This window comes from Arthrobacter sp. ASL1, from assembly GCF_056680475.1.
In genome coordinates this window covers 3,118,753-3,142,045 of the sequence record NZ_CM155284.1, presented here as the reverse complement: position 1 = coordinate 3,142,045, position 23,293 = coordinate 3,118,753, and the positions used below count along the sequence as shown (strand labels likewise).

The 23,293-nt window shown below is 69.8% G+C and carries 24 protein-coding genes and 2 tRNA genes; 15 read left to right on the top strand and 11 right to left on the bottom strand.

The genetic code is table 11. The features are described 5' to 3' along the window. Positions 1-90: 90 nt before the first annotated feature. The 8 genes from AC1MEQ_RS14890 to AC1MEQ_RS14855 all read left to right on the top strand — a co-directional run bounded on the left by AC1MEQ_RS14890 (position 91) and on the right by AC1MEQ_RS14855 (position 6,854). Positions 91-1,917 carry a hypothetical protein gene (locus AC1MEQ_RS14890; protein WP_479791743.1) on the top strand — a complete coding sequence of 609 codons (1,827 nt, stop codon included), beginning with the start codon at positions 91-93 and terminating at the stop codon, positions 1,915-1,917. Then, positions 1,914-2,339, top strand: a complete 426-nt coding sequence (locus tag AC1MEQ_RS14885; protein ID WP_479791742.1) for a GntR family transcriptional regulator — start codon at positions 1,914-1,916, stop codon at positions 2,337-2,339. Before AC1MEQ_RS14890 ends, AC1MEQ_RS14885 begins: the two co-directional genes overlap by 4 nt. A gap of 114 nt (positions 2,340-2,453) precedes the next feature. Beyond that, a complete protein-coding gene (locus AC1MEQ_RS14880) occupies positions 2,454-3,020 on the top strand; it encodes a hypothetical protein (protein ID WP_479791741.1) in 567 nt (188 codons plus the stop codon). 23 nt (positions 3,021-3,043) lie between these two features. Next, the gene (locus AC1MEQ_RS14875; protein WP_479791740.1) at positions 3,044-3,847 is read left to right on the top strand and encodes a thymidylate synthase; all 804 of its coding nucleotides are present in this window, start codon (positions 3,044-3,046) and stop codon (positions 3,845-3,847) included. Then, on the top strand, positions 3,844-4,434 hold the full coding sequence (locus tag AC1MEQ_RS14870; RefSeq protein ID WP_479791739.1) for a dihydrofolate reductase: 591 nt from the start codon (positions 3,844-3,846) through the stop codon (positions 4,432-4,434). Before AC1MEQ_RS14875 ends, AC1MEQ_RS14870 begins: the two co-directional genes overlap by 4 nt. Further along, positions 4,435-4,662: an NF038396 family protein gene (locus tag AC1MEQ_RS14865; RefSeq protein ID WP_479791738.1), complete on the top strand. Its 228-nt coding sequence runs from the start codon at positions 4,435-4,437 to the stop codon at positions 4,660-4,662. 144 nt (positions 4,663-4,806) lie between these two features. Next, a complete protein-coding gene (gene asd, locus AC1MEQ_RS14860) occupies positions 4,807-5,889 on the top strand; it encodes an aspartate-semialdehyde dehydrogenase (RefSeq protein WP_479796148.1) in 1,083 nt (360 codons plus the stop codon). 62 nt (positions 5,890-5,951) lie between these two features. Continuing rightward, complete coding sequence (locus AC1MEQ_RS14855) at positions 5,952-6,854, top strand: class II glutamine amidotransferase (protein ID WP_479791737.1); 903 nt, start codon at positions 5,952-5,954, stop codon at positions 6,852-6,854. A 166-nt stretch (positions 6,855-7,020) separates the two neighbouring features. Here AC1MEQ_RS14855 and AC1MEQ_RS14850 read toward each other — a convergent pair whose 3' ends face one another. The 5 genes from AC1MEQ_RS14850 to AC1MEQ_RS14830 all read right to left on the bottom strand — a co-directional run bounded on the left by AC1MEQ_RS14850 (position 7,021) and on the right by AC1MEQ_RS14830 (position 10,341). Next, the gene (locus AC1MEQ_RS14850) at positions 7,021-7,212 is read right to left on the bottom strand and encodes a hypothetical protein (RefSeq protein WP_479791736.1); all 192 of its coding nucleotides are present in this window, start codon (positions 7,210-7,212) and stop codon (positions 7,021-7,023) included. A 67-nt stretch (positions 7,213-7,279) separates the two neighbouring features. Then, positions 7,280-8,377, bottom strand: coding sequence for a winged helix DNA-binding domain-containing protein (locus AC1MEQ_RS14845; RefSeq protein ID WP_479791735.1), 1,098 nt, complete (start codon positions 8,375-8,377; stop codon positions 7,280-7,282). Position 8,378: 1 nt separating this feature from the next. After that, the gene (locus tag AC1MEQ_RS14840) at positions 8,379-9,449 is read right to left on the bottom strand and encodes a UDP-N-acetylmuramate dehydrogenase (RefSeq protein ID WP_479796147.1); all 1,071 of its coding nucleotides are present in this window, start codon (positions 9,447-9,449) and stop codon (positions 8,379-8,381) included. Next, on the bottom strand, positions 9,446-9,892 hold the full coding sequence (locus AC1MEQ_RS14835) for a MaoC family dehydratase (protein WP_479791734.1): 447 nt from the start codon (positions 9,890-9,892) through the stop codon (positions 9,446-9,448). Before AC1MEQ_RS14835 ends, AC1MEQ_RS14840 begins: the two co-directional genes overlap by 4 nt. Then, on the bottom strand, positions 9,889-10,341 hold the full coding sequence (locus AC1MEQ_RS14830; protein ID WP_479791733.1) for an FAS1-like dehydratase domain-containing protein: 453 nt from the start codon (positions 10,339-10,341) through the stop codon (positions 9,889-9,891). The genes AC1MEQ_RS14835 and AC1MEQ_RS14830 overlap by 4 nt, the downstream gene beginning before the upstream one ends. Before the next feature lie 95 nt (positions 10,342-10,436). Here AC1MEQ_RS14830 and AC1MEQ_RS14825 point away from each other — a divergent pair, with 95 nt between their 5' ends. Together AC1MEQ_RS14825 and AC1MEQ_RS14820 are read left to right on the top strand one after the other, a co-directional pair. After that, positions 10,437-10,835 (top strand): ArsR/SmtB family transcription factor, encoded by a 399-nt coding sequence (locus AC1MEQ_RS14825; RefSeq protein WP_479791732.1) that lies wholly within the window; start codon positions 10,437-10,439, stop codon positions 10,833-10,835. Then, positions 10,835-12,505, top strand: coding sequence for a SulP family inorganic anion transporter (locus AC1MEQ_RS14820; RefSeq protein WP_479791731.1), 1,671 nt, complete (start codon positions 10,835-10,837; stop codon positions 12,503-12,505). The genes AC1MEQ_RS14825 and AC1MEQ_RS14820 overlap by 1 nt, the downstream gene beginning before the upstream one ends. Here AC1MEQ_RS14820 and AC1MEQ_RS14815 read toward each other — a convergent pair. The 5 genes from AC1MEQ_RS14815 to AC1MEQ_RS14795 all read right to left on the bottom strand — a co-directional run bounded on the left by AC1MEQ_RS14815 (position 12,502) and on the right by AC1MEQ_RS14795 (position 16,183). Further along, positions 12,502-12,759 carry a hypothetical protein gene (locus tag AC1MEQ_RS14815; protein WP_479791730.1) on the bottom strand — a complete coding sequence of 86 codons (258 nt, stop codon included), beginning with the start codon at positions 12,757-12,759 and terminating at the stop codon, positions 12,502-12,504. The two genes, AC1MEQ_RS14820 and AC1MEQ_RS14815, sit on opposite strands and share 4 nt — an antisense overlap. A gap of 18 nt (positions 12,760-12,777) precedes the next feature. After that, positions 12,778-13,788: a DUF2797 domain-containing protein gene (locus tag AC1MEQ_RS14810; RefSeq protein WP_479791729.1), complete on the bottom strand. Its 1,011-nt coding sequence runs from the start codon at positions 13,786-13,788 to the stop codon at positions 12,778-12,780. A gap of 81 nt (positions 13,789-13,869) precedes the next feature. After that, a tRNA-Met gene (locus AC1MEQ_RS14805) sits at positions 13,870-13,943 on the bottom strand. Between the two features lie 71 nt (positions 13,944-14,014). Further along, positions 14,015-14,086 (bottom strand) — tRNA-Thr (locus AC1MEQ_RS14800). 219 nt (positions 14,087-14,305) lie between these two features. After that, positions 14,306-16,183 carry a DEAD/DEAH box helicase gene (locus AC1MEQ_RS14795; protein WP_479791728.1) on the bottom strand — a complete coding sequence of 626 codons (1,878 nt, stop codon included), beginning with the start codon at positions 16,181-16,183 and terminating at the stop codon, positions 14,306-14,308. Positions 16,184-16,465: 282 nt separating this feature from the next. Here AC1MEQ_RS14795 and AC1MEQ_RS14790 point away from each other — a divergent pair, with 282 nt between their 5' ends. Both AC1MEQ_RS14790 and AC1MEQ_RS14785 read left to right on the top strand, forming a co-directional pair. Continuing rightward, on the top strand, positions 16,466-16,891 hold the full coding sequence (locus AC1MEQ_RS14790; RefSeq protein ID WP_479791727.1) for a hypothetical protein: 426 nt from the start codon (positions 16,466-16,468) through the stop codon (positions 16,889-16,891). A 94-nt stretch (positions 16,892-16,985) separates the two neighbouring features. After that, complete coding sequence (locus AC1MEQ_RS14785) at positions 16,986-18,173, top strand: amidohydrolase (protein WP_479791726.1); 1,188 nt, start codon at positions 16,986-16,988, stop codon at positions 18,171-18,173. Here AC1MEQ_RS14785 and AC1MEQ_RS14780 read toward each other — a convergent pair. After that, entirely contained in the window at positions 18,170-18,871 is a 702-nt protein-coding gene (locus AC1MEQ_RS14780) for a FadR/GntR family transcriptional regulator (RefSeq protein ID WP_479791725.1), read from the bottom strand. The two genes, AC1MEQ_RS14785 and AC1MEQ_RS14780, sit on opposite strands and share 4 nt — an antisense overlap. Positions 18,872-19,010: 139 nt before the next feature. Between AC1MEQ_RS14780 and AC1MEQ_RS14775 the strand changes: the two genes are divergently transcribed. The 3 genes from AC1MEQ_RS14775 to AC1MEQ_RS14765 all read left to right on the top strand — a co-directional run bounded on the left by AC1MEQ_RS14775 (position 19,011) and on the right by AC1MEQ_RS14765 (position 23,207). Continuing rightward, positions 19,011-20,375, top strand: coding sequence for an SLC13 family permease (locus AC1MEQ_RS14775; protein ID WP_479791724.1), 1,365 nt, complete (start codon positions 19,011-19,013; stop codon positions 20,373-20,375). 88 nt (positions 20,376-20,463) lie between these two features. Next, positions 20,464-21,702, top strand: coding sequence for a CaiB/BaiF CoA transferase family protein (locus AC1MEQ_RS14770; protein WP_479791723.1), 1,239 nt, complete (start codon positions 20,464-20,466; stop codon positions 21,700-21,702). Between the two features lie 2 nt (positions 21,703-21,704). Then, a complete protein-coding gene (locus tag AC1MEQ_RS14765) occupies positions 21,705-23,207 on the top strand; it encodes a carboxyl transferase domain-containing protein (RefSeq protein ID WP_479791722.1) in 1,503 nt (500 codons plus the stop codon). The last annotated feature ends 86 nt before the right edge of the window (positions 23,208-23,293 follow it).

Here is a 23,293-nt window from a genome sequence, read left to right as displayed (position 1 = left end):
GGCGCCTCCTGCCGCTGGCCCGCACCCTCCGTGGCTGTACTTTTGTATCAATGATTCGATACATTGGTGCAAACAGCGGAAGGATGCATCATGACCGGATGGACCAACACGGGCGAAGGGCCCGCCATCGCCCTCGCCGTCGCGGTGGGCGCCGCCTTGCTCTACGGGTTCCTGCGCCTGCAGGCACGGACCCCGGCATCCGGAGACCCCACCCGTTCGGCCAGGAGCCACGCCTTGTGGACCGCCGTCATCGCGTTCTTCGCTTCCAGCACCTCGGGCCTGCAGGATCTGGTGCGGGTCGCCGCCCCCACGTATGTCCACGACGGCAACGGCTCCAACTGGACCTCGATCGACCCGTCCGGCCATTCGGTCCTCGGCCTGGCGTGGGCGACCGCCTCCCCCGGGTTCTGGCTCGGCCTCGTGTACATCCTGGCCCAGTTCACCTGGCCGCGGCCCCATGCGCGCATCAGGAGCGCCTCGCTGGACGCCAGAGCCCTTCGCGACCACCTCCCGCGCGTCCTGGCGGGCATTTTCGCCACCTTCACCGCCCTCGGACTGGCCGCCATCGCCTGGGCGTGGTCAAGCCCTGCCGTTCCACCCATCCCCGGCCTGGATGTGTCGGCCGGCGAAACGCCCGGCTCCGAGTCGATCCCGGCCGTTGATGGGCTCCGGGCCGGTTCCGAATCCGGGCCGTGGCTGCTGGCGGCCCTGTTGGTGGCCGTTGCCGCCACCTGGATCGCGGCCCTGGTCATCGTCAAGCGGCGCCCCCTGGCCGGATTGTCCGGTTCCGACAACCACACGATCCGGCTGATCGGACTCAACCGCCTGCTGCGCACCGCCATCCTCGTCCTGGGAGGAATCATGCTCACGGCCGCCGGCTCGGCCTTGGCCGCGGCCCAGCATGCGGCGCTGAGCCAGGAAGCGTGGAGCGGGCGCGGCGGGCTGATGGTCGGCGCCGCCGCCTCCGGCGTGGACAAGCCGTGGGGATGGTTGGTCACGACACTGGTGATCGCACAATATGTTGTGCTGGTTGCCATGGCGGCGGCAGCCCCACCGCGGCTGGTCGCCGTGGGCGATCGGTTCAGCCCGCTGGGTACGGCATACCTCCCCGGCAGCTTCGGTGCCGCGCGTCAATTGCTCACCCGGTCCCACGCCCTGGCCACGGCGGCGCTGACGGTCCCGCTGGCAATCGCGCTGCTGGCCCTGCCCGGTGACGTCGGACCCAACATGCGATTCCCGGCACCCGACCTGACCGGGGTCGAGGGGCCGCTGGTTGCCGCGAGCCTGCCCTTTGCGTTCTACTTCGCGTGCATGCTCGGGGTCGAGGCGCTGCTGCGTCGCGGCCACTGCCTGCACCCCGGCGAGCGCCATGCCCCGTCGGGCGGACCGAAGCCAATCGTTCCGACCATTGCCTGGCGTTCGGGCGCCATCGTGTACGTGGTGGTGCTCGTCCTGTCCCTGGCCACACCCCACGGCGACCGCTCGCTCGTCCTGTCGACATCCCTTGGCCTGGCCATCGCCGCCCTCCCCGCCATCGGCTGGTGGCTGGTGGTGGGACGGCGATCCGATCTGGGACGGGCAAGCATCGGCGAAGACGCCCGGCTACGTACCCTCAGCCGGCATCGGATCCTCCGTCTGGGCGCGGCGAACCTGTTCATGGCCGCCGGAATGATCGTGCTGATGGATTCGGCTTCCTGGTTCCATGGGGCGGCCGTGCTCGGCAACGACGGCGGCCCGCTGGCCTGGCAGGCCATCCGCTGGACAAGCAGTTCCGTGCTGTTCATCGTGACGGCGCTGGCCATCTTCCTGCCCTCGGCGGAGTTCTCCCGGACGGGGCAACCGGGCGCCGGGCCGTCGGCGGGTACGGGCCCGGGCGGAACCCTCACCGGCCGGGCCGGTAGCGGGCCCCGGCCATGACGACATCGATCACCGTCGACCTGGACGGCGCGGTCCCTCCCTTCGAACAGATCCGCCGGCAGATCGCCTCGCTCATCGCCATCGGCGAGCTGGGTCCCGGAGACCGGCTGCCCACGGTCCGCGCGCTGGCCGCCGACCTGGGCGTCGCCATCGGCACCGTCAGCCGGGCCTACAAGGAGCTGGAGGCTTCCGGGGCGCTGGAGTCGCGCCGCCGGCTGGGTACCATCGTCTCGTCCGGCCGGCCGACGGCGGCAGCTGCAAAGGCTGGAACCGGGACAAATCCCGCCGGGTACCCGGCGTTGGAAGCGGCGGTCGAGGCCCTGGTGGAAGCTGCCCGGGACTCGCCGTTCGACGATGAAACCGTTGTTGACTTGGTCCGGGGCCGGTTGATGCGATCCAGACGGGCGCCGGACGCGACGTAGACTCGGCGGCATGGGGACGGTCAGCGCGAAGGAGCTCATGCGCGGCCGGCGGCTGCTCTGGCTCCCCTGCCCCGTGGCTGCGGCCATCCTGAGTCCCCGGGTACCGTCTTCGGCATGCTGTGGGTCGGCCTCGGGATCACCGTCCTGATGGCCTTCCTGGCCGCCATCGTCCCGGCTCTGTCCCCGGCCCGGACACGGCCCTCGCCATACCGCAGGTTCCAGCGCGAGGGAATGGTCCGCGGGAGCAAGGAGGGCCTGGGAGCCGCCACCGTGCTGCTGGCGATCTTGTTCTCCGGCCTGGCGATCGAGGGCTGGCTCCGCCCCGGATATGTGGGCGGGTGGTTTGCCCTGACCTTCGCCGGCATCACACTGGTGGTCATCGGATGGGCGTTCCGGTGCGGCTCCCGCTGGGCCCGGCGCCGGGCCGCTGCCGTCGGGGTCCACCCGGATGCCGAGGAGGCCGCCGAGGAGCGACTGTGGCTCTGGGGTGGAATCCTCTACAACAACCCCGCCGATCCCCAGATGATGGTCCCCAAACGTGAGGGCACCGGCATGGGCCTGACAGTGAACGTCGGGAGCCGTGGAGGCGGATGGACCGTGGCGGTCATCCTGCTGGTCGTCGTCGGCTTGCCCGTGGGATTGCTGGTCGGCGTCCCACTGGGTGCGCTGGGTGCGGGGTAGCCACGGCCGGTAGACTGTCGGGCGTGACTATTCCTACCCCGTACGAGGACCTGCTGCGCGACGTGCTGGAGAACGGCACCCCCAAGTCCGATCGGACCGGCACCGGGACGCGCAGTGTGTTCGGTCGCCAGATCCGCTTCGACCTCGGCGCCGGTTTTCCGCTCATCACCACCAAGCGGGTCCACTTCAAATCGGTGGCCGCCGAATTGCTGTGGTTCCTGCGCGGGGAGTCCAATGTGTCCTGGCTGCAGGAACAGGGCGTGCGGATCTGGAATGAGTGGGCCGACGAGAACGGCGAGCTCGGCCCGGTCTACGGTGTGCAGTGGCGTTCGTGGCCGACCCCCGATGGTGGACACATCGACCAGATCACCCAAGTGGTTGAGGCCCTGAAGGTCAACCCGGATTCGCGCCGCCATCTGGTCTCCGCGTGGAATGTCTCCGAACTGGAGAACATGGCCCTGCCGCCGTGCCATGTGTTCTTTCAGTTCCATGTCGCCAACGGCAAGCTCTCCTGCCAGCTCTACCAGCGCAGCGCCGACATGTTCCTCGGCGTGCCGTTCAACATCGCCTCCTATGCCCTGCTCACCCACATGGTTGCCCAGCAGGTCGGCCTCGAGGTCGGCGATTTCATCTGGACCGGCGGCGACGTGCACATCTACGACAACCACCTCGAGCAGGTCAACGAACAACTCGGCCGCACACCCTACGACTCCCCGCGCCTGCGCCTGGCGCGCACCCCGGAAAGCATCCTGGACTACACCCTCGAGGACTTCGAGGTCATCGGCTACCAGCACCACCCCACCATCAAGGCACCGGTGGCCGTATGAGCCGCCACGCCGCTACGCCGGCAGCCGCCGAAGCCCCCGGCCACCGGGCGGAGAACTCCCCCGGCACGGCACGCGTCGGCATGATCTGGGCGCAGACCGTGGACGGGGTCATCGGCCACGAGGGATCCATGCCCTGGCGCCTGCCCGAGGACATGGCCCATTTCAAGAACACCACCTGGGGCCACCCGGTCATCATGGGCCGGCGCACCTGGGATTCCATCCCGGCCAGGTTCCGGCCCTTCGCCGGGCGCTCCAACATCGTGCTGACCTCAGATGACACGACCGCAGCCGAGGCAACCGACGCCGGTGCCGTCGTCGTTCACTCGCTGCAGGAGGGGCTCGACGCCGCTGCCGGCGCCGATGGCGCCGAGGAGATCTGGATCTGCGGCGGCGGAGAGGTCTACGCCGCCTACGAGCCGCTGGCCGACACCGCCATGGTCACCATCATCAACTCCCACGTGGCCGGTGATACGCACGCGCCCCGGCTGCCGGAGGATTGGAACCTCGCGCTGCGCGAGCCGGCCGAGGGCTGGCTGACGGGCGCCAACGGGACCGAATACCGCCACGAACTCTGGGAGCGCAGCTAGGTGAAGGAAGCCTTCAGGGAACTGACCTCCACGCCGGAACCGCTCTTCGCACTCGGTTTCATGCTCTTCCCGCTGCTGGGGCTGATCTGCGCGGCACTGGGCCTGTGGATGATCATCACCGGCGCGGTCATCGGCGGCATCATCGTGCTTTTCACGATCACGCAGGCCTTCGCGCTCGGCGCGTTCTGGGCCATCAACCGGCGGGCCAAACTGCTCTCCGGGAAGTAGCCCGGGACCCCGCGCGACGGGATCCGAAGCCGCCCGATCCCCGGCATGGGCGCCCTCCACACGTAACCCGGCTGGGGTTCGACCCCGTTGTCGCCTTACGATGGATGAATGACTTCTTCCGTTGGATTCATTGGTTATCGAGGCATGGTTGGCTCCGTGCTCATGCAACGCATGCTCGACGAGGGCGACTTCGAGGGCATCGACCCGGTCTTCTTCTCGACGTCCAACCCGGGTGGGCCGGTCCCGGCCTTCGCCTCCGGCGCTGGCGTGCTGCAGGATGCGCATGACATCGACGAGCTCGCCAAGCTGCCCATCCTGGTCACCGCCCAGGGCGGGGACTACACCAAACGCGTCCACCCCGAATTGCGGGCCCGTGGGTGGAAGGGCCTGTGGATCGACGCGGCCTCGACGCTGCGCATGAACGACGACTCCATCATCGTCCTGGACCCGGTCAACCGCCAGGTCATCGACGCCGGGCTGGCCGCAGGGACCCTGGATTTCGTCGGCGGCAACTGCACCGTCTCCTGCATGCTCATGGGCCTGGGCGGCCTGTTCCGCAACGGCCTGGTCGAATGGGGCACCGCGATGACCTACCAGGCGGCCTCCGGCGGCGGCGCCCGCCACATGCGCGAACTGATCAACCAGTTCGGCGACATCAACTATTCGGTGGCCGACGAGCTGGCCGACCCGGCCTCGGCGATCCTGGAGATCGACCGCAAGGTGCTGGCCACCCAGCGCGGCGGCCTGGATGCCACCGAGTTCGGCGTCCCGCTGGCCGGCTCGCTGATCCCCTGGATCGATGCGGACCTGGGCAACGGGCAGTCCAAGGAGGAGTGGAAGGCCGGGGTCGAGACCAACAAGATCCTGGGCACTGACGCGGACAACCACGTCATGCTCGACGGGTTGTGCGTGCGGATCGGCGCCATGCGCTCGCACTCGCAGGCCCTGACATTGAAGCTGACCGAGGACGTGCCGCTGGACGAGATCGAGCGCCTGCTCGACGCCGACAACGAGTGGGCCACCGTGGTGCCGAACTCCAAGGACGCCACGATGAACCAGCTGACCCCGGTCGCCGCCTCCGGCACCCTCGACATCCCGGTGGGGCGGCTGCGCAAGCTGGAGATGGGCCCGCAGTACCTTTCGGCCTTCACTGTCGGCGACCAGCTGCTCTGGGGTGCCGCCGAACCGCTGCGCCGCATGCTCGCCATCGCCCTCGGCCGGCTGTAGGCCACCAGCCGGCGGGGCACTAGGGTCGAGATCGAACCGAAAGTCCATCGCCGGAGGGAACCATGTGCCGTTGGCTTGCCTATCTGGGATCACCGATCACCTTGGAGACGGTGCTGACCAAGCCAAACCACTCACTGCTGGACCAGAGCCTGCTCGCCCGGGGCCTTTACCTGCCCCACAGGGCGATGAGCTCCCAGTTCCGTGACCGGGCCTTCCCCACCAATGGCGATGGGTTTGGCCTGGCATGGTCCGGCCTGCGGGGCAAGCTGGGGCAATACCGGGAGATCACGCCGGCATGGGACAGCCAGAACCTGCGCCATCTGGCGGCCCAGATCGAATCGGGGTGCTTCCTGGCCCATGTACGCGCGGCACCGGGGGGAACGATCGCGCAGGAGAACTGCCACCCGTTCGTCCACGACGGCTGGATGTTCCAGCACAACGGGGAGATCAACGGGTTTCCCGACCTCAAGAGGGAACTGACCCTCGACGTCGATCCCGCGCTCTACCCCCACATCAAGGGCAACGGCGACACCGAGGTCTGCTTCTTCCTGGCCCTGACCTATGGGCTGCGCGACGATCCCGTCCGGGCACTGACCCGGATGGTCTCGCGTGTGGAACGGGCCCGGCGGGACAGCGGCCAGGCGGAACCGTTCCGGGCGACTATCGCGGCCTCCGACGGGGACCGGCTCATCGTCCTCCGTTGGGTCAGCCCGGAGGCGCCCCAGGCGGTGGCCCCGTCGTTGTTCCACTCCTTTGGACAGGTGACCCTCCACGTGGGCGAGGGGTTCGGGCCGGGCACGGGGCTCTCGGAGGAACTGCCTCCGGACGCGCAGCTGGTGGCCTCGGAACCCCTGGAGCTGCACTGGAGCAAACGGCACTGGATGGAAATCCCCCCGGCAACTGTCGGGGTCTTCACCCGCGGCCAGGAGCCCGTCTTCTCCGCGGTCGAACCGGCGCTCGGGTGATCGATCAGGCGGGTCCGGCACCGCACAAAGGACAGGGACACCACCGGATTGAACTGCTCCCCCGAATGGTTGGAACCGAATTCTTCAGTCCAACCCCCGGGGGAGCAGTTCAGGTACCCGTGGCGCCCCTGGTCTTGAGGCGTCCCGCCCAGGGGACGCCGGCGGATCAGTTGTCGTGGCGGACGCGTCCCACGTCCTCGTTGGCCGTGTCGTAGAGGCGTTGCAAAGAGGCCATGCGCTCATCGGTGATATCCCCGGCGGCGTGTGCCGCCTTGCCCTGATCGAGCAGGCGCTTGGCTTCCTTCATGTTGCCCTCGGCCAGATCCATCGCGTGTTCCAGGCTTGTCTCGTGTTCCATGCCTCCATAGTGCGTCAGTGCCGGAGCAAAAGTCCACGGTGACTTGCACGGGGGCTTAATTGTGACCTCACCGTGCCCAAAAGCGCGCGTATTCGCGCAGCCGGGCGGCGCACGCACGCGATGCCGCGGGCCCGAGGGTCCCGCCGAAGGGAACGGTTGTCCCGTCGCCATCCCAGGTCCCGATGGTGGCCCCGCCGTGCACGATGGTCCGGCGGAACACCCCGTTTCCGCCGGGAACGACCTGTTGTGCGTGCTCCGCAGGCAGGCTGGCACTGCGGTCCCGGTAGCCCAGGAGAAACTCGTCGAAACCGGGTAGCGCGAGCACGGTACGTGCCCCGGGCCCCGGCGCACCGGCGTCGAGGCCAGCGGCGGTGCCGGGCGCCATCCAGTGGTCGATTGCCCCCAGCCGCCGCTGGGCCAGGCGACCGGCCGTTTCCAGGTCGGCCAGGGCCGTGCGGACCGGCGTCAGCGGCAGGCCGAGCCACCAGGCGAAGTCACCGACGGTGGCCGGGCCGTGGCCGGCGAAGTACCGCAGTGCCAGGCGCGCCAGGGACGCCTCCGGGTCCCCGCCGTCGTTCCCGGTGCCGGGGATCACGGCCCGGTAGGGGACGAAGAGCTGGCGGACTCCCCCGCCGTCGGCCATCGGCCCCTGGACGATGGCGCGGACCAGCGACAGGGCCATCAGCAGGTGGTAGCCGCGTTGCCCGGAGGTGTCCTGGCCAGCGGTGCGGATGGCTTCCAGGAGCTGTCCGCGCGTGGCACCGTCGGCGCAGCGCTCGATGGCGACGGGCGCCAGTGCCGAGACGTCGGCCGGATCGATGCCCGAGCTGCGGAAACCGGTGGCCGTCTGGGCGCGCATGCGCGGTCCGGTGACGGTGAGGACGTCGTCGAGCAGCTCCGGGGCGACCAGCATCAGAGTGCCGCGGGCCGCCCAGGTGCGCACGATGGTTCCGGCGTCGAATGCAGCGCGGACCGTTGACGCGGTGCTGTCGGGGGCCCGGACGCCCAGGGCCCAGAACGCCTGTCCGAGATCCTGGGCCTGGACGAGCCCCAGGTGCCGCACGACGGAGGCCGGGGTGGCCCCCGCCCCGGGAGCGGCGAGCAGGCCCAGCGTGGACAGGCGTGCCCGCGCCACGACGATGCGCGGGGCGGGCGGGGCGCTCATCTCAGAGGTCGATCCCGATGAGGAGGGGCTCGTTGTGCAAGGTGATGCCGAAATGTTCGCGGACCCCGTCGCGCACGGCGCGGGCGATAACCAGGATGTCCTGCGCGGTGGCGCCGCCGCGGTTGGTGATGGCCAGCGTGTGCTTGCTGGACAGCGAGGCCCGGCCGCCGGCCAGCCCGGCTCCTGCGGTACCGGGCAGGCCATACCCCTTGGCGAACCCTGCCCGGTCGATCAGCCAGGCTGCGGAGAGCTTGGTGCCGCCGGCGGCCGGGAAGCGCGGGGCGTCGGCGGGAAGGGACGCGGCGGTGTCCGCGTCCACGATCGGGTTCGTGAAGAAGGACCCGGTACTGAAGGTGTCGCGGTCCGACGGATCGAGGACCATGCCCTTGCCGGCGCGCAGGCGCAGTACGGTGGAGCGGACGGCTGCTGCCTCGGCCCGCTCGCCGGCCTGCACACCCAGGGTGCGCGCGAGTTCGGCGTAGGCGATGGGCGCTCCGAGCGTCGAGGCCTCCAAGGTGAAGGTGACGTCCAGGACGACGTAACGTGGGGACCCCTCCACCGTGGTGCGCTTGAGCAGCGAATCCCGGTAGCCGAACGCCAGGTCAGCGGCGACGAAGTCCACCAGCCGGGACTCGTGGCGGTCCCACGCCCGGACCGATTCGAGGCTCTTGGACACGTCGGCGCCATAGGCGCCGACGTTCTGCACGGGGGTGGCCCCGGTGGATCCCGGGATGCCGGAGAGCGCCTCGAGCCCGGCGAGTCCGGCGTCCAGGGTGGTCCGCACCACGTCGTCCCACGGATGACCCGCGGCGACCGTGACCCGGGAAGGGGTGCCATCGGTGCCGGGGACGATGTCCACACCGCGCGTCGCGATACGCAGCACGGTGCCGTCGTACCCGTCGTCGGAGATGACCAGGTTGGAGCCGCCGCCGACGAGCAGCAGCCTGGTCCCGGCGTCGTCCGCCGCGCGCACGGCCGAGAGGACCTCCGCCTCGGTGGTCGCCTCGACGACGTCGGAGGCGGGTCCACCGACCTCGGTGGTGGTCAGCCCGGACAGCAGCTTCTGCATCAGAACTGGACCAGGGCCTGCGCCTTGACGAGGACCTTCTGTCCGTCGGCGACCACTGTCAGGTCCACCCGGGCGGTCCGCGCCGCCTCGTCGAGGGCCCCGATGACACCGGTGACCTCCAGGGCCGTCCCGGGCGCATCGGAGGGGTTGGTGCCCTCCGGGTCCTGCACGATGACGGGCTTGGTGAAGCGGGTCTGGTAGTCGACGATGGCCCCGGGGTCACCCGTCCAGTCCTCGACCAGTGTGACGGCGGCGCCCATGGTGAACATGCCGTGGGCGATGACGCCGGGCAGCCCGACCTCGGTGGCGAACCGTTCGTTCCAGTGGATGGGGTTGAAGTCGCCGCTGGCCCCGGCGTAGCGGATGAGGTCGGAGCGGTTCACGTGCAGTGTGGTGCTGCCGATGTCCTGGCCTTTTTCGAGGGTGGCGAAGTCGATGGGGGTCATGCTGCCTCCTCCCCGCGGACGAGGATCGACGAGGTGGTGGTGGCGACGGCGGCCCCGTCGGTGGTGCTGATTTCCGACCGGGTGGTGATCATCGCGCCGCCGCCCATGGCGCGCACCTTGTCCACGTGCAGTTCGGCCACGAGTTCGTCGCCGGCGACGATGGGACGGTGCAGGGTGAAGCGCTGGTCGGCGTGGACGACCCGGGAGAAATCGATGCCCGATTCCGGGTCGGCGATCAGCTGGGCATCGGCCCGCTGGGCGACGATGATCGCGAAGGTGGGAGGGGCGACGAGGTCGGCGTGGCCGAGGCCGGCGGCGGCCTCCTGGTCGTAGTGGGACCGGTGGGTGGCCTTGGTCGCCGCGGCGAACTCGCGGATCTTCTCGCGGGAGACCACGTAGGCCTCCCCCGCCGGGTAGCTGCGCCCTTCCAGGGCCGGGTTGATGCTCATGGTGTCCTCGCTGTCGGGCGGGTCGGTGGGTGCGCGTGCGCGGTTTCCAGCTTAAGGCACGGCGGCCGCTGCCGGTGCCGGGCCGGGCCTCCGATATGATGAAAACATCATTCCACTCCACCGGAAAGGAAACCATGTTCCTGGACGACGAGCAGTTGCCCCTGTATGAGATCAAGGCGAACCTCTTCAAGGCCCTGGCCCACCCGGCCCGCATCCGCGCGCTCGAGATCCTCGTCGACTCCCCGGAGCAGTCCGCCACGGTCGCCCAGCTGCTGGCAGCCATGGAGATCGAGGCCAGCCACCTGTCCCAGCACCTGCGCGTGCTGCGCCGGCACGGCGTGGTCACGTCGAGACGGCGGGCCAGCCACGTCGACTACACTTTGGCCCATCCCGGGGTGGCAGAACTACTGGCCATCGCCCGCCGATTCCTCAACGACCGGATGGCGTCCGCCCGCGGCGCCGCTAACGCCGAGCACCAGACGGCGGCCCACTGATGGCACGCCCCTCCCTGCGCGCTTTCCTGCCCAGCGCCGACGACTATGCGCTGTTGCCCTCGAGCTGGCGGGTCGACATCCTGGCCGGCGTCACCGTCGGCATCGTCGCGCTTCCCCTCGCACTGGCCTTCGGGGTGACCTCCGGCGTGGGAGCCGCCGCCGGCCTCGTCACCGCCGTCATTGCGGGGCTGGTCGCCGCCGTGATGGGCGGCTCCCCGGTGCAGGTCTCCGGGCCCACGGGCGCGATGGTGGTGATCCTGGCCCCCATCGTCGCGGCCCATGGCGTGGGGTCCATCGCCCTGTTGAGCATCATGGCGGGAGTGATCGTCCTGGCCATTGGCCTGGCCGGCGTCGGGCGGGCCGTCGCCTTCATCCCGTGGCCGGTGGTCGAGGGCTTCACGTTGGGGATCGGCGCCATCATCTTTCTCCAACAAGTGCCGTTGGCCACGGGCACCGAGGCACCGTCTGGGCTGAATACCGTCGTTGCCGCCTGGATCTCCGCCGGCGGTGCGCAGTGGCCGACGGCGGGCATCACCGTGGCCATCGTGGCCGTGGTGGCCACCCTGATGGTCACCGCCCCGCGCCTGCACCCCGGGCTACCGGCAAGCCTGATCGCCATCGCCCTGGTCACCGTCGTGGCCGAGTGGCTGCACCTGGACATCCCCCGCATCGGCGCACTGCCCGCGGCCCTGGGGGCACCGGCGTTGCCGCCGGCTTCGCTGCCCCTGATGGCAGAGCTGGCCGGCCCCGCCGTGGCGGTGGCCGCCCTGGCCGCCATCGAATCGCTGCTCTCTGCGCGGGTCGCCGCGGGGCTGGTGGGGCCCCACGGTTCGACCACGGGGCAATACCACCCGGACCGCGAACTCGCCGGACAAGGGCTGGCGTCGATAGCGGCCGGCCTGTTCGGGGGCATGCCGGCCACCGGCGCCATCGCCCGCACCGCGGTGAATGTGCGCAGCGGGGCCCGCACCCGGCTGGCCTCGATCGTCCACGCCCTGCTGTTGCTGGTGATCGTCTACGCCGGTTCACAACTGGTCGGACGCATCCCCCTGGCCGCACTGGCCGGAATCCTGATGGTGACGGCCACCCGCATGGTTTCCCGCCATACGGCGGCATCGATCCTGCGCTCGGGCCGTTCCGAGGCGACCTTGTTCGTGGTCACGGCCATCATCACCGTGGCCTTCGATCTCATCGAGGCGATCCAGATCGGGGTGCTGGTCGCGGCCTTCTTCGCGCTGCGCTCGGTGGCCAAGGCCTCGGGCGCCGCACGCGAGGAACTGCCCGGTGACGCCCACCCGGATGATGAGCGGATTGCGCTCTTCCGCCTCGACGGTGCCATGTTCTTCGGGGCGGCCGAAAAGATCCTCACGGACGTCCAGGCGGTGACCGGCGTGGAAGTTGTCATCCTGCGGCTGTCGCGCCTGCGTATGCTCGACGCGACCGGCGCCCGCGCACTGGTCGACATCATCGGGGCCCTGGAGCGACGCAAGATCACGGTCCTGGTCAAGGGCATCCGCCCCGAGCACTCCAAGATGGCCGAAACCGTCGGCGTCATCGAGGCCCTGCGGCACTACCGGCACGTCTTCGAGGAGTTGGAACCCGCCGTGGCGCATGCACGCAAGCACGTCGCGGAAAACCGTGCGGCGGATGCTTCCAGGCAGCTACCCTAGCGGCCCTGGCGCTGTTTCGGCACGGGCGGATTCTGCTTCCGGTACGTCTTGACGTCGCGTCCGCGGACCACCAGTCCGGCGACGTGGGTCAGCAGTCCGGCCAGGATGATCCCGACGGCCGTGTACATCAGCGGCCGGTTCCCGGTGTTGGCGCCGACCAGCGCCAGGATGATGCCCAGGCCGGAGACGGCCATCGAGGCGATCACCAGGACCTTGTAGAGGCCCGACGCCGATTCCCAGGGTGTGCTGATCATGCCATCAAGTCTATCGGTTCAGAACAGCGAGTCCTGCGCCGCGGGCACCGCAGTTGAGTGCTCGCCGGGCACCACCCGCCGGCCCTTGAGCACCGAGGCATCCGCGGCGTACAAGCGCTCGGATCCGTCCAACCTGACACCCAGCGTCTGGCCCAGGACGGCCTCGACGGTGAAGCCGTGGCTGCTGGCGCTGAGCCACCCAGGATAGGGGTGCAGGTCCCCGGCATTCCAGGCGCAGAGCAGCGGGCCGGCCGGGGCGGAAGGCTCGAAGTCCCCGTCGGCAGGTTGGACGTCCAGCCCGGCCGCTTCCGGGTCGTCGGCGAGTAGTCGGCGGACCCCCTCCACCTGGGCCCGGTGCATCGTGGCGAGGGATCCGGCGTCGTACACCCCCGACGCCGAGGGCCCGCCCTGCCCGGGGTCGGTGAGCCCAGCGGTCTTGGCGGAGGCGCGCACTGCCTGCCCCAGGCCGAGGCGGTCGGTCACCAGGTCCTCGAGGACCCGGACGATGCGTCCGTCGGCCGCCAGGGCCACATAGGAGGCCATGACGGCCCCCTGCTGGGCCAGCCGGCGCCATTTGTTGCCCTGGCCCGCGGTGCCGATCTTTGAGGCGCCGTGGGCGAACGTGGCGACGTAGAGCCACTGTGGCTTCGCGAGGTAGGCACGCAACCCGGGAGGTGCGATGCCGGAGCGGTGGAAGTCGTGCATGTGGCGGGCGTCGTCCCGGGCCAGGCAGGAGGCGCATTGGGTTCCGCGCGCCGCCGCTGCCGCGTCGGGGCAGTCGACGTGGGCCCAGTCCTCGACGCCGTCAACGCGGGTGTGCCCCAGGCACCACCGCCCGGGTTCCACCGCGAAGGAGCAGCGCGTCCCGGGCTCCAGCACGACGTCGGCGCGTGCCCCGTTGACTGCCTGCAGGGCCCATCGCGGCGTCGAGCCGTCGGCGGGCCAGTCGATGCCTGAGCTGAGCAGGACGGTGGCTGCGGTGGCGTCGGCGGCCGGTCGGGTGGGAACGATGTCGGCCGCTGGATCCATGCATCAAGCATAGGCGGGCAGCCGGAGCGCGGGCCCTGAAATGACGAAATCCGCCCCGCAGTGCGGGACGGATTCCTGTAGTAGCGGTGCCGGGACTCGATCCCGGGACCTCACGATTATGAGTCGTGCGCTCTAACCAGCTGAGCTACACCGCCACGAATGGGAATGCCCGCGTAGGCGTCGGTTTCTCTCGCGAGTCGACACGGACGCGGGCTTTCCTACTCAGAGCCCCCCACCGGAATCGATCCGGTGACCTCGTTCTTACCAAGAACGCGCTCTACCACTGAGCTAGGGGGGCAACGGAAAAAAACTTTACCAGCAATTTCCGCCCGGATGAAATCGGGACCGCCCCTTGTGGCTGACGCCACAGGAACGCCGTGAATCCGGGCTCCGGGGGTGTCGAGCACCCCTGGGAGCGGGGCTTAACGACCGGAAGACCGGGCCATCCCCCACAGGGAAATGCCCGGCCTTCCGATGGCGTCACGGTGGCGGTCCCGACGGACGGGACCAGTGGCTGCTAGTAGCTGCGGCCGCGTCCACCCTCGAAGCTGCGCGAGGACGTGCGGGGCTTGCGCGAACCGCCGCGGTTGCCGTCGTCGTTGCGGAAACCGCCACGATCGCCACGGTCTCCACGGTTTCCGTCGAAGCCGCCACGGTCCTTGCGGTAGCCGCCGTGGTCGCCGCCCTCGCGGTCACGGCGCGGTGCACGGCCGGTGTCCAGCTCCAGGCGGATCAGCTCGCCGCCGACACGGGTGCGCGACAGGGCGTTCCACTGGTCCTGCGACAGCTCGGCCGGAAGCTCCACGAGGGTGTGGTCGGCACGGATGTCGATGCCGCCGATCTGGCCGGAGTTGAAGCCGCCCTCGTTTGCCAGTGCCCCGACGATCGAGCCGGGCATGACGCGCTGGCGGCGTCCGACGGCGATGCGGTAGGTCGCGTTGCCCTCGGTGAGCGTGCGTGTCGGGCCGCGGGAGCCGAAGCCGTCCTTGGCGCCCTTGGACATGCGGGCCTGCTTGGCCGGAGGCGTGGGGAGCTCCTGCATGAGCAGCGGGCGGCCGCCCTGGGCCATGTGGGCCAGGGCCGCGGCGATCTCCACGGCCGAGATGTCATGCTCGGCCTCGAACTTCTCGACGAGGTTGCGGAAGACCGACAGCTCCTGGGAAGCCAACGTCTCGGAGATCTGGCCGGCGAACTTCTCGAGGCGCTTGTCGTTGACGATGTCGACGCTCGGAAGGGTCATGGCCTCGACCGGCTGACGCGTCGCCTTCTCGATGGCGCGCAGCATGTGCTTCTCACGCGGCGTCATGAACAGGATCGCGTCGCCCTGGCGGCCGGCACGCCCAGTGCGGCCGATGCGGTGCACGTACGACTCGGTGTCGTGCGGGATGTCGAAGTTGATGACGTGGCTGATGCGCTCGACGTCCAGGCCGCGGGCGGCGACGTCGGTGGCGACCAGGATGTCGATCTTGCCGCTGCGCAGGTTCTCCACGGTGCGTTCGCGCTGCTGCTGCGGGATGTCGCCGTTGATGGCGGCCGTGGTGAATCCGCGGGCCTTCAGCTTGTCGGCGAGGTCCTCGGTGGCCATCTTGGTGCGCACGAAGGCAATGACGCCTTCGTGGGCCTCGGATTCGAGGATCCGGGTCATGGCGTCGAGCTTGTGTGCTCCCATGACCTGGACGTAGCGCTGGCGGGTGTTCTTGCCGGTGGTGGTGCTGGACTTCACCGACACCTCCTGCGGGTTGCGCAGGTACTGCTTGGAGATGCGGCGGATGGAGCCGGGCATCGTGGCGGAGAAGAGGGCGACCTGCTTGTCCTCGGGGGTGGCCTCGAGGATCTTGTCGACCTCTTCGGCGAAGCCCATGCGCAGCATCTCGTCGGCCTCGTCGAGCACGACGTACTGCAGGTGCGAAAGGTCCAGTGAACCCTTGTTGATGTGGTCGATGACCCGGCCCGGGGTGCCGACGACGACCTGGGCGCCGCGACGCATCGCGGAGAGCTGCGGGCCGTAGGGGGAGCCGCCGTAGACGGGCAGGACGGTGAAGTCGCCCATGTGCTTGGCGTAGGAGGTGAAGGCCTCGGCGACCTGGAGCGCGAGCTCGCGGGTCGGTGCGAGGACCAGGACCTGCGTGTTGCGTGCGGTGCCGTTCTGATCGGCCAATTCGGCCATGCGGGACAGGGCGGGGATCGCGAAGGCGGCGGTCTTGCCGGTGCCGGTCTGGGCCAGGCCGACGACGTCGCGGCCCTCCAGGAGCAGCGGGATGGTGGCCGACTGGATCGGGGTGGGCGTTTCGTAGCCCAGGTCCTCGACGGCGGCGAGGACGCGGCCGTCGATGCCGAGGTCAGCGAACTTCACGGAAGCTTCTGCGGTGGGCGTTTCGGGCACATTGGTGGACATGTCGGAAGACATAAAGAATTACCTCGTTCATAGGGGCGGAAGACCCGGCACTCGTTACGAGGCGGGATCCGCGGCACATTCGGACTCAAACACCAGTCCGGCCGCTCCCCTATGAAGAAACTGCCCGCACGCTGCGGACTCACACACGATGAGCTCCTGCCTCAAGAATTGGGCAGGATGCGAGGGAAGCCGGATATCGGTGAGATCCCAGTCTACAGGAGCATGGGGCGCGACGACGAGGCGGGGCCTGTGCGGTTGGGCACACCCAGTAGGCTGGCTGGCGTGAAGAAACTTCCCGTCGCCCTGCGCGTGGCCGTCATCTGGTGGGCCGTGCTGGCCCTGGTCCTGCTCGGATTCGGCATCGCCTCCTGGGGCAACTCCCGGCTGCTGGTCGGCGGCAGCCGGTCCGGGCTGATCGCCCTGGCGCTGCTGCTGGCCCTGCTGGCGGTCGGCGTGGGCTACGGCGCCTGGCGGTTGTTGCGCGGCCAGCTGGCGGGCCGGGCCTGGTTGACGACGATGGGCCTGATCGGCGGCATCCCGCTGGTGCTGCGCGGCCCGCGGCTGGGGGTCCTGGGCGCGACCCTGCTCATCGGGGTCGTGCTCTTGTGGCTGCCGCAGAGCATGGCCTACTTCAAGGAGCAGTCGCGGGCGGCGCGGTCGGCCCGCCAGGCGGAGCGCCGTGCCGCGAAGGGCCTGCCCCGGCGTTGAGCGGGCCACCTGTCCGGCGGGCCAATGTGGGATGGATCACCGCGCAGCGATAGGCTCGGGACATCCACCCCGTCTTTTCGAAAGGGCTCCCACCATGAGTCTGCTGGCCATCACGAACGTCCACGTCGTCCCGATCGAAGGGGATCCGTACGACGGGTCGGTCATCGTCCGCGACGGCAAGATCGAGGCCTGTGGTCCCGACGTCCAGGCACCTGACGACGCCGAGGTCCTCGACGGCGGCGGCCAGTGGCTGTTGCCCGGCTTCGTCGACGCGCATGTGCACCTGGGCATGCACCCCGAGGGCGAGTCCGGCTCGACAGCGGACGTGAACGAGATGACCGACCCGATCATGGCCGCCGTGCGGGCGATCGACGCCGTGGACCCGTTCGATCCCGGCTTTGACGACGCCCTGGCCGGCGGTGTGACCACGGTCAACGTCAACCCGGGCTCGGGCAATCCGGTGGGCGGGCTCGCCGTGGCCATCCACACGCACGGGCGCTATATCGACGAGATGGTCCTGCGCTCCCCCAGCGGCCTGAAATCGGCCCTCGGCGAGAACCCGAAGCGGATCTACGGGGAGAAGAAGCAGACCCCGTCCACCCGCCTGGGCACCGCGATGGTCATCCGCAAGGCCTTCATTGAGGCCCGGAACTACATGGCCAAGGCCGACCCGGACGCCATCGACCCGCGCATGGAGGCCCTGGCGATGGTGTTGCGCCGCGAGATCCCGTGGCGCCAGCACTGCCACCGCACCGACGATGTCGCCACCGCCCTGCGCCTGGCCGAGGAGTTCGGCTACGACCTGGTTCTGGACCACGGCACCGAGGCCCACGTGATCGCCGACGTCATCGCCGAACGCAACATCCCGGTGCTCATCGGTCCGCTGTTCACCACCAAGTCCAAGGTCGAGCTGCGCGGCCGCTCGCTGGCCAACCCCGGCAAGCTCCACGACGCCGGTGTGGAGATCTCCATCATCACCGACCACCCGGTCATCCCGATCAACTTCCTGGTCCACCAGTGCACGCTGGCCATCAAGGAGGGGCTGGACCCCGTGGCGGCCCTGCGCTCGATCACCATCAACCCGGCGCGGGTCCTCGGGCTCGAGCACCGCATCGGCTCCATCGAACCGGGCAAGGACGCCGATCTGGTCCTCTGGTCGGGCGACCCGCTGGATGTCATGCAGCGGGCCCTGCGCGTGTTCATCGGTGGCCGCCAAGTCATGGAGTACGACGCCGAAACCCGCCTTCCCGTCGTCGTGGACCGGAAGCTGCCGGTCGCCTAGTGCAGCAGGGGCACGTCGGAGACCACGGCGATGTGCCCGCCCATGGCCGCGGCGGCGGCGTCCGGGTCCCCGGCACGGATGGCCTCCGTGATGCCCCGGTGCGCCGCCAGCGAGATCTGTGGGCGTCCGGGCTGGCCCAGTGATTCGATGCGGGTCTCCAGGATCATCTCCCCGATGAAGCCCATCATCTGGGCCAGCACCGCCGAATGGGCGGCCGCGGTGATGGCCTGGTGGAACAGCTCGTCGCCGTGGACGCCCCGTTCGCCCCGGGCGATCTCGTCGGCCATCACCGCCAGTGCTTCGTCGATCGCGGCCAGATCCTCCGGCGTACGCCGTTCCGCCGCCAGCGCGGCCAGCTTGACCTCCAGGGTGCTGCGCGCCTCGACGATTTCCGGCAGGCGGTTCTGGTGTTCGCGGAGCTTGCGCAACAGCGCCGCCATGCTCGGCCGGTAGACCAGCACGGCACCCGTGCCGTGCTGGACGTCGATGACACCGAGGACCTCGAGGGCGACCAGCGCCTGGGCGAGCGTGGCGCGCGAGACCCCGAGCTGGTCGGCCAGGTCTCGTTCGGCCGGGAGCCGGTCGCCGGGCCCGAGCTGCTCGGATTCAACGTAGCCGAGGATCTGCTCCATGAGCTGTTCGTAGAGGCGCGGACGCGCCACCTTGCCCAACGTCGTCGCCTTGCCCGGGTCCCGCATGGTGCACCTCCTCGTCGTGTTCCCCCACAGTACACACGACATCCTATTGACAAAGTGACAGAGGGTCTAGGAGGCTAGGCCACTGAGAGTGACGAACTGCACACCCGCACCCGCACCCGAACTTCTGGAGGCTCCCCCCATGTCTGCTCCGATCCTTTCCATCATCGTGTTGGCGGTGATGTTCCTGCTCGCCACGGTGCTGCCCATCAACATGGGCGCGCTCGCCTTCGTCGGCGCCTTCGTCCTCGGGGCGCTTTTCCTGGGGATGGACACCAAGGACATCCTCGCCCAGTTCCCCGGCGGCCTGTTCCTGACACTGGTCGGGGTGACCTACCTGTTCGCCATCGCCCAGGGCAACGGGACCATCGACCTGTTGATCCGCAAGGCCGTGAAACTCGTGGACAACCGGATCGCCCTGATCCCGTGGGTGATGTTCATCATCACCGCTGTCATCACCTCCGTGGGCGCCCTCGGCCCGGCCGCCGTGGCCATCATGGCCCCCATCGGCCTGGGCTTCGCCGCCCGGTACAAGATCAACCCGCTGATGATGGGCATGCTCATCGTCCACGGCGCCCAGGCCGGCGGGTTCTCCCCCATCGCCGTCTACGGAGTGATCGTCAACGGGCTCATTGCCGACACCGGCTTCGACTTCAGCCCCACGGCTCTGTTCCTCAGCTCGTTGATCTTCAATACCGTCATCGCCGTCATCCTCTACTTCGTCCTGGGTGGCAAGGCCCTGGCCGGCAGCCGCGTCGCGCACTTCGCAGAAAGCGTCTCCGAGGCCCGCATGGGCGCTTCGGTCGGTTCCCGCGCCGCAGGCGTCGACTACAAGGGTGCCGGCAGCGGCACCTACGGCCCCCGCGACCCCGCCGGCGACGGCCCCTCCGGTGCCGCAGCAGGCCCGGTCACCTTCCCGCAGATCGCCACCGTCATCGGCCTCATCGCCCTGGCCGTCATCGCCCTGGGATTCAAGGTCGACGTCGGATTCGTCTCCATCACCATCGCCGTCATCCTCGCCCTGGTGTCCCCGCAGGCGCAGAAGGGCGCCGTCAACAAGATCAGCTGGTCCACCGTCCTGCTGATCTGCGGCATGCTGACCTTCGTCGGCGTGCTGGAGGAGGCGGGCACCATCACCTACGTCTCCGACGGCGTCGCCCAGATGGGCATGCCGATGCTTGCCGCGCTGATGATCTGCTACATCGGCGCCGTGGTCTCCGCCTTCGCCTCTTCCACCGCGATCCTGGCGGCCCTCATCCCGCTGGCCATCCCGTTCCTGGATTCGGGTGCCGTCAGCGCCGTCGGGGTGGTCTGCGCCCTGGCCATCGCCTCGACCGTCGTCGACGTCTCGCCCTTCTCCACCAACGGCGCCCTGGTGCTCGCCAATGCGCCCGAGAGCATCGACGCCGACAGGTTCTACAAGCAGATCCTGGCGTACGGCGGCATCGTCGTCGTCGTCGGCCCGGTGCTGGCCTGGGTGACGCTCGTCGTCCCCGGCTGGCTCTGACCGCTCGCGATACGCTGCCCGGGAGGACCCACCGTGGGCCCTCCCGGGCCTGTTTCCCCCGCTCTTCCCCGCCCCGAAAGGAGCCTTCGTGAACCCCACGACTGCATCATCAACGGCCCCCGCCCCTTCCACCGGCCCCCTGGCCGGCTACACCGTCCTGGACCTGACGCGAGCCCTGGCCGGCCCGCATGCCGGCATGATGCTCGGGGACCTCGGCGCCCGCGTCATCAAGGTGGAAACCCCCGGCACCGGTGATGACACCCGCAGCTGGGGCCCGCCGTTCGTCGGCCCGGAGGATGACCGGCAGGCGACCTACTACCTCTCGTGCAACCGCAACAAGGAATCCATCGCGCTGGACCTGAAGTCCGACGAGGGACGCGAAACGCTCACGGCGCTCATCCACCGCTCCGATGCCCTGCTGGAGAATTTCCGGACCGGGGTGCTGGACCGGCTGGGCTTCTCGATGGAGGAGCTGCAGCGGATCAACCCGCGCCTGGTCATCCTCTCCATCACCGGCTTCGGCCACGACGGTCCCGAGGCGAAACGCAGCGGCTACGACCAGATCGTCCAGGGCGAGGCCGGTCTGATGTCGTTGACCGGGTCCGGACCCGATGACCCGCAGCGGGTGGGCGTGCCCATCTCCGACCTGCTCTCGGGCATGTACGGGGCGTACGGCGTGTTGGCCGCCCTGCTCGAGCGCGAGAAGACCGGCCGCGGCCAGGTCGTGCGCACCTCGCTGCTGGCCTCCGTTGTCGGGGTCCACGCGTTCCAGGGCACCCGCGCCACCGTGGCCGGGGAAGTCCCGCGGGCACAGGGCAACCACCACCCCTCGATCGCCCCGTACGGCCTGTTCGCCTGCCGCGGGGGCAACGTCCAGATCAGCGTGGGCAGCGACAAGCTCTGGAAGGCGCTGACCGGCGCCTTCGGCATCGACGCCGCCGATCCGGACTTCGCCACCAACGCCGACCGCGTCGCGCACCGGGACAAGCTCATCGGAGTCATCGAGGACGCCTTCAGCGCCTACGATCCGGCCAGCCTGTTGGACAAGCTGAACGAGGCGGGGGTGCCCGCCGGCAAGGTCCGCACGCTCGACGAGGTCTACGCCTGGGACCAGGTGAAGTCCCAGGGGCTGCTCCTGGACGTGGAGCATCCGGTACTGGGCAACATCACGCTGCCCGGCCCGCCGCTGCGCTTCTTCGACGCCGAGACCGCCGAGGAGCGGACCCGCACCGCCCACACTGCACCCCCCGGCCTCGACGCCGACGCCGCATCCATCCGCTCCTGGCTGGCCGCCGGTGACGATGACGCCACCGGACCCCGGGCCTAGCCATGGCACCGACGACCACGCGGCGGCTGACGGCAACCGCCCTGTTGAACATCGTGCTGGACGAGGGATCGTTCCGCTCCTGGGACGCCCCCGCCGAACAGCCGCAGGCCGGGGCGAAGTACACCGCCGATCTGGAAGCCGCGCGCGCCAAGAGCGGCCACGACGAATCGGTGCTCACCGGGGAAGGCCGGATCCGAGGCCGCCGGGTGGCCGTGATCGTCTCCGAGTTCACCTTCCTGGCCGGATCGATCGGCCGCGCCGCGGCCCAACGGATCACCGAGGCCGTCGAGCGGGCCACCGCCGAGGGGCTGCCGCTGCTGGCCGGGCCCGCCTCCGGCGGAACCCGCATGCAAGAGGGGACCCTGGCGTTCCTCTCGATGGTGGCGATCACCGACGCCGTGCGCCGGCACAAGGAGAAGGGCCTGCCCTATCTGGTCTACCTGCGCCACCCCACCACCGGCGGCGTGATGGCCTCCTGGGGTTCGCTGGGGCACATGACGGTCGCAGAGCCGGGTGCCCTGCTTGGGTTCCTCGGCCCGCGGGTCTACGAGACCCTGTACGGCCGTCCCTTCCCCGATGGAGTGCAGACCGCGGAGAACCTCTACCGGTGTGGACTCATCGACGCGGTGGTCCCCCCGGAGGACCTCCCCGACATCATCGACCGGGCCCTGCGGATCCTGCTGCCGACCCAGCCGGCGGGGAACCTCCCGGTTCCGGCCAGTGCCAGCGCGCGACCCGGGACGCTGGACGCCTGGGAGTCCATCAAGATCTCCCGGCTCCCGCGCCGCCCGGACCTGCGATGGCTGCTGGCGGCCGGTGCCGATGACGCCCTGCCGCTGAACGGCACCGGCCAAGGCGAAAACGATCCCGGACTGGGACTCGCCCTCGCCCGCTTCGGCACACAGTCGTGCATCGTGTTGGGCCACCAGCGGCCCCGGCACGGCGGCCCGGAGATGGGTCCCGGGTCGCTGCGCGAGGCGCGCCGGGGCATGCAGCTGGCCGAGGAGCTCCAGCTGCCGTTGCTGACCGTCATCGACACCGCCGGTGCCGACCTCTCCCCCGAGGCCGAGGAGGGTGGTTTGGCCGGGGAGATCGCCCGGTCGCTGAACAGCCTCATCGGGTTGGCTGCCCCCAGCGTCGCGGTCCTGCTCGGGCAGGGCTCCGGCGGCGGGGCACTGGCCCTGCTGCCGGCCGACCGGGTGGTCGCGGCCGAGAATGCCTGGCTGTCGCCGTTGCCGCCGGAGGGCGCCAGCGCGATCGTGTACCGGGACGCCGCCCATGCCCCGCAGCTGGCCGCGGAGCAGGGCGTCAACGTGGCATCGCTACACCGGATCGGGCTGGTCGACCACATCGTCCCCGAGGAGCGCGAGGCCGCGGTGGATCCCCGCGGCTTCTGCGCCGGCCTGGCGGTGGCGATCGAGTACGAGCTCTCCGTGGCGGCCGCCGTGCCGGCCGGGGCGCGGCGGCGGCGCCGGGCCGCCAAGTTCGCGACGCTGGGCCTGTAGGTCCCGGAAAGAGCCGGCCCCCGGCCTGCCGCCCCTCGGGCGCAGGCCGGGGGCCGGCGTCATCCGCCGAGGTCATGGCCCCGGCG

Excerpts from the sequence above, each read along its gene's own strand:
- AC1MEQ_RS14890 (WP_479791743.1), top strand. The coding sequence starts at position 91 with ATGACCGGATGGACCAACACGGGCGAAGGGCCCGCCATCGCCCTCGCC.
- AC1MEQ_RS14885 (WP_479791742.1), top strand. The coding sequence starts at position 1,914 with ATGACGACATCGATCACCGTCGACCTGGACGGCGCGGTCCCTCCCTTC.
- AC1MEQ_RS14880 (WP_479791741.1), top strand. The coding sequence starts at position 2,454 with ATGCTGTGGGTCGGCCTCGGGATCACCGTCCTGATGGCCTTCCTGGCC.
- AC1MEQ_RS14870 (WP_479791739.1), top strand. The coding sequence starts at position 3,844 with ATGAGCCGCCACGCCGCTACGCCGGCAGCCGCCGAAGCCCCCGGCCAC.
- asd (WP_479796148.1), top strand. The coding sequence starts at position 4,807 with ATGGTTGGCTCCGTGCTCATGCAACGCATGCTCGACGAGGGCGACTTC.
- AC1MEQ_RS14855 (WP_479791737.1), top strand. The coding sequence starts at position 5,952 with ATGTGCCGTTGGCTTGCCTATCTGGGATCACCGATCACCTTGGAGACG.
- AC1MEQ_RS14850 (WP_479791736.1), bottom strand. The coding sequence starts at position 7,212 with ATGGAACACGAGACAAGCCTGGAACACGCGATGGATCTGGCCGAGGGC.
- AC1MEQ_RS14845 (WP_479791735.1), bottom strand. The coding sequence starts at position 8,377 with ATGAGCGCCCCGCCCGCCCCGCGCATCGTCGTGGCGCGGGCACGCCTG.
- AC1MEQ_RS14835 (WP_479791734.1), bottom strand. The coding sequence starts at position 9,892 with ATGACCCCCATCGACTTCGCCACCCTCGAAAAAGGCCAGGACATCGGC.
- AC1MEQ_RS14830 (WP_479791733.1), bottom strand. The coding sequence starts at position 10,341 with ATGAGCATCAACCCGGCCCTGGAAGGGCGCAGCTACCCGGCGGGGGAG.
- AC1MEQ_RS14825 (WP_479791732.1), top strand. The coding sequence starts at position 10,437 with ATGATGAAAACATCATTCCACTCCACCGGAAAGGAAACCATGTTCCTG.
- AC1MEQ_RS14820 (WP_479791731.1), top strand. The coding sequence starts at position 10,835 with ATGGCACGCCCCTCCCTGCGCGCTTTCCTGCCCAGCGCCGACGACTAT.
- AC1MEQ_RS14815 (WP_479791730.1), bottom strand. The coding sequence starts at position 12,759 with ATGATCAGCACACCCTGGGAATCGGCGTCGGGCCTCTACAAGGTCCTG.
- AC1MEQ_RS14810 (WP_479791729.1), bottom strand. The coding sequence starts at position 13,788 with ATGGATCCAGCGGCCGACATCGTTCCCACCCGACCGGCCGCCGACGCC.
- AC1MEQ_RS14795 (WP_479791728.1), bottom strand. The coding sequence starts at position 16,183 with ATGTCCACCAATGTGCCCGAAACGCCCACCGCAGAAGCTTCCGTGAAG.
- AC1MEQ_RS14785 (WP_479791726.1), top strand. The coding sequence starts at position 16,986 with ATGAGTCTGCTGGCCATCACGAACGTCCACGTCGTCCCGATCGAAGGG.
- AC1MEQ_RS14780 (WP_479791725.1), bottom strand. The coding sequence starts at position 18,871 with ATGCGGGACCCGGGCAAGGCGACGACGTTGGGCAAGGTGGCGCGTCCG.
- AC1MEQ_RS14775 (WP_479791724.1), top strand. The coding sequence starts at position 19,011 with ATGTCTGCTCCGATCCTTTCCATCATCGTGTTGGCGGTGATGTTCCTG.
- AC1MEQ_RS14765 (WP_479791722.1), top strand. The coding sequence starts at position 21,705 with ATGGCACCGACGACCACGCGGCGGCTGACGGCAACCGCCCTGTTGAAC.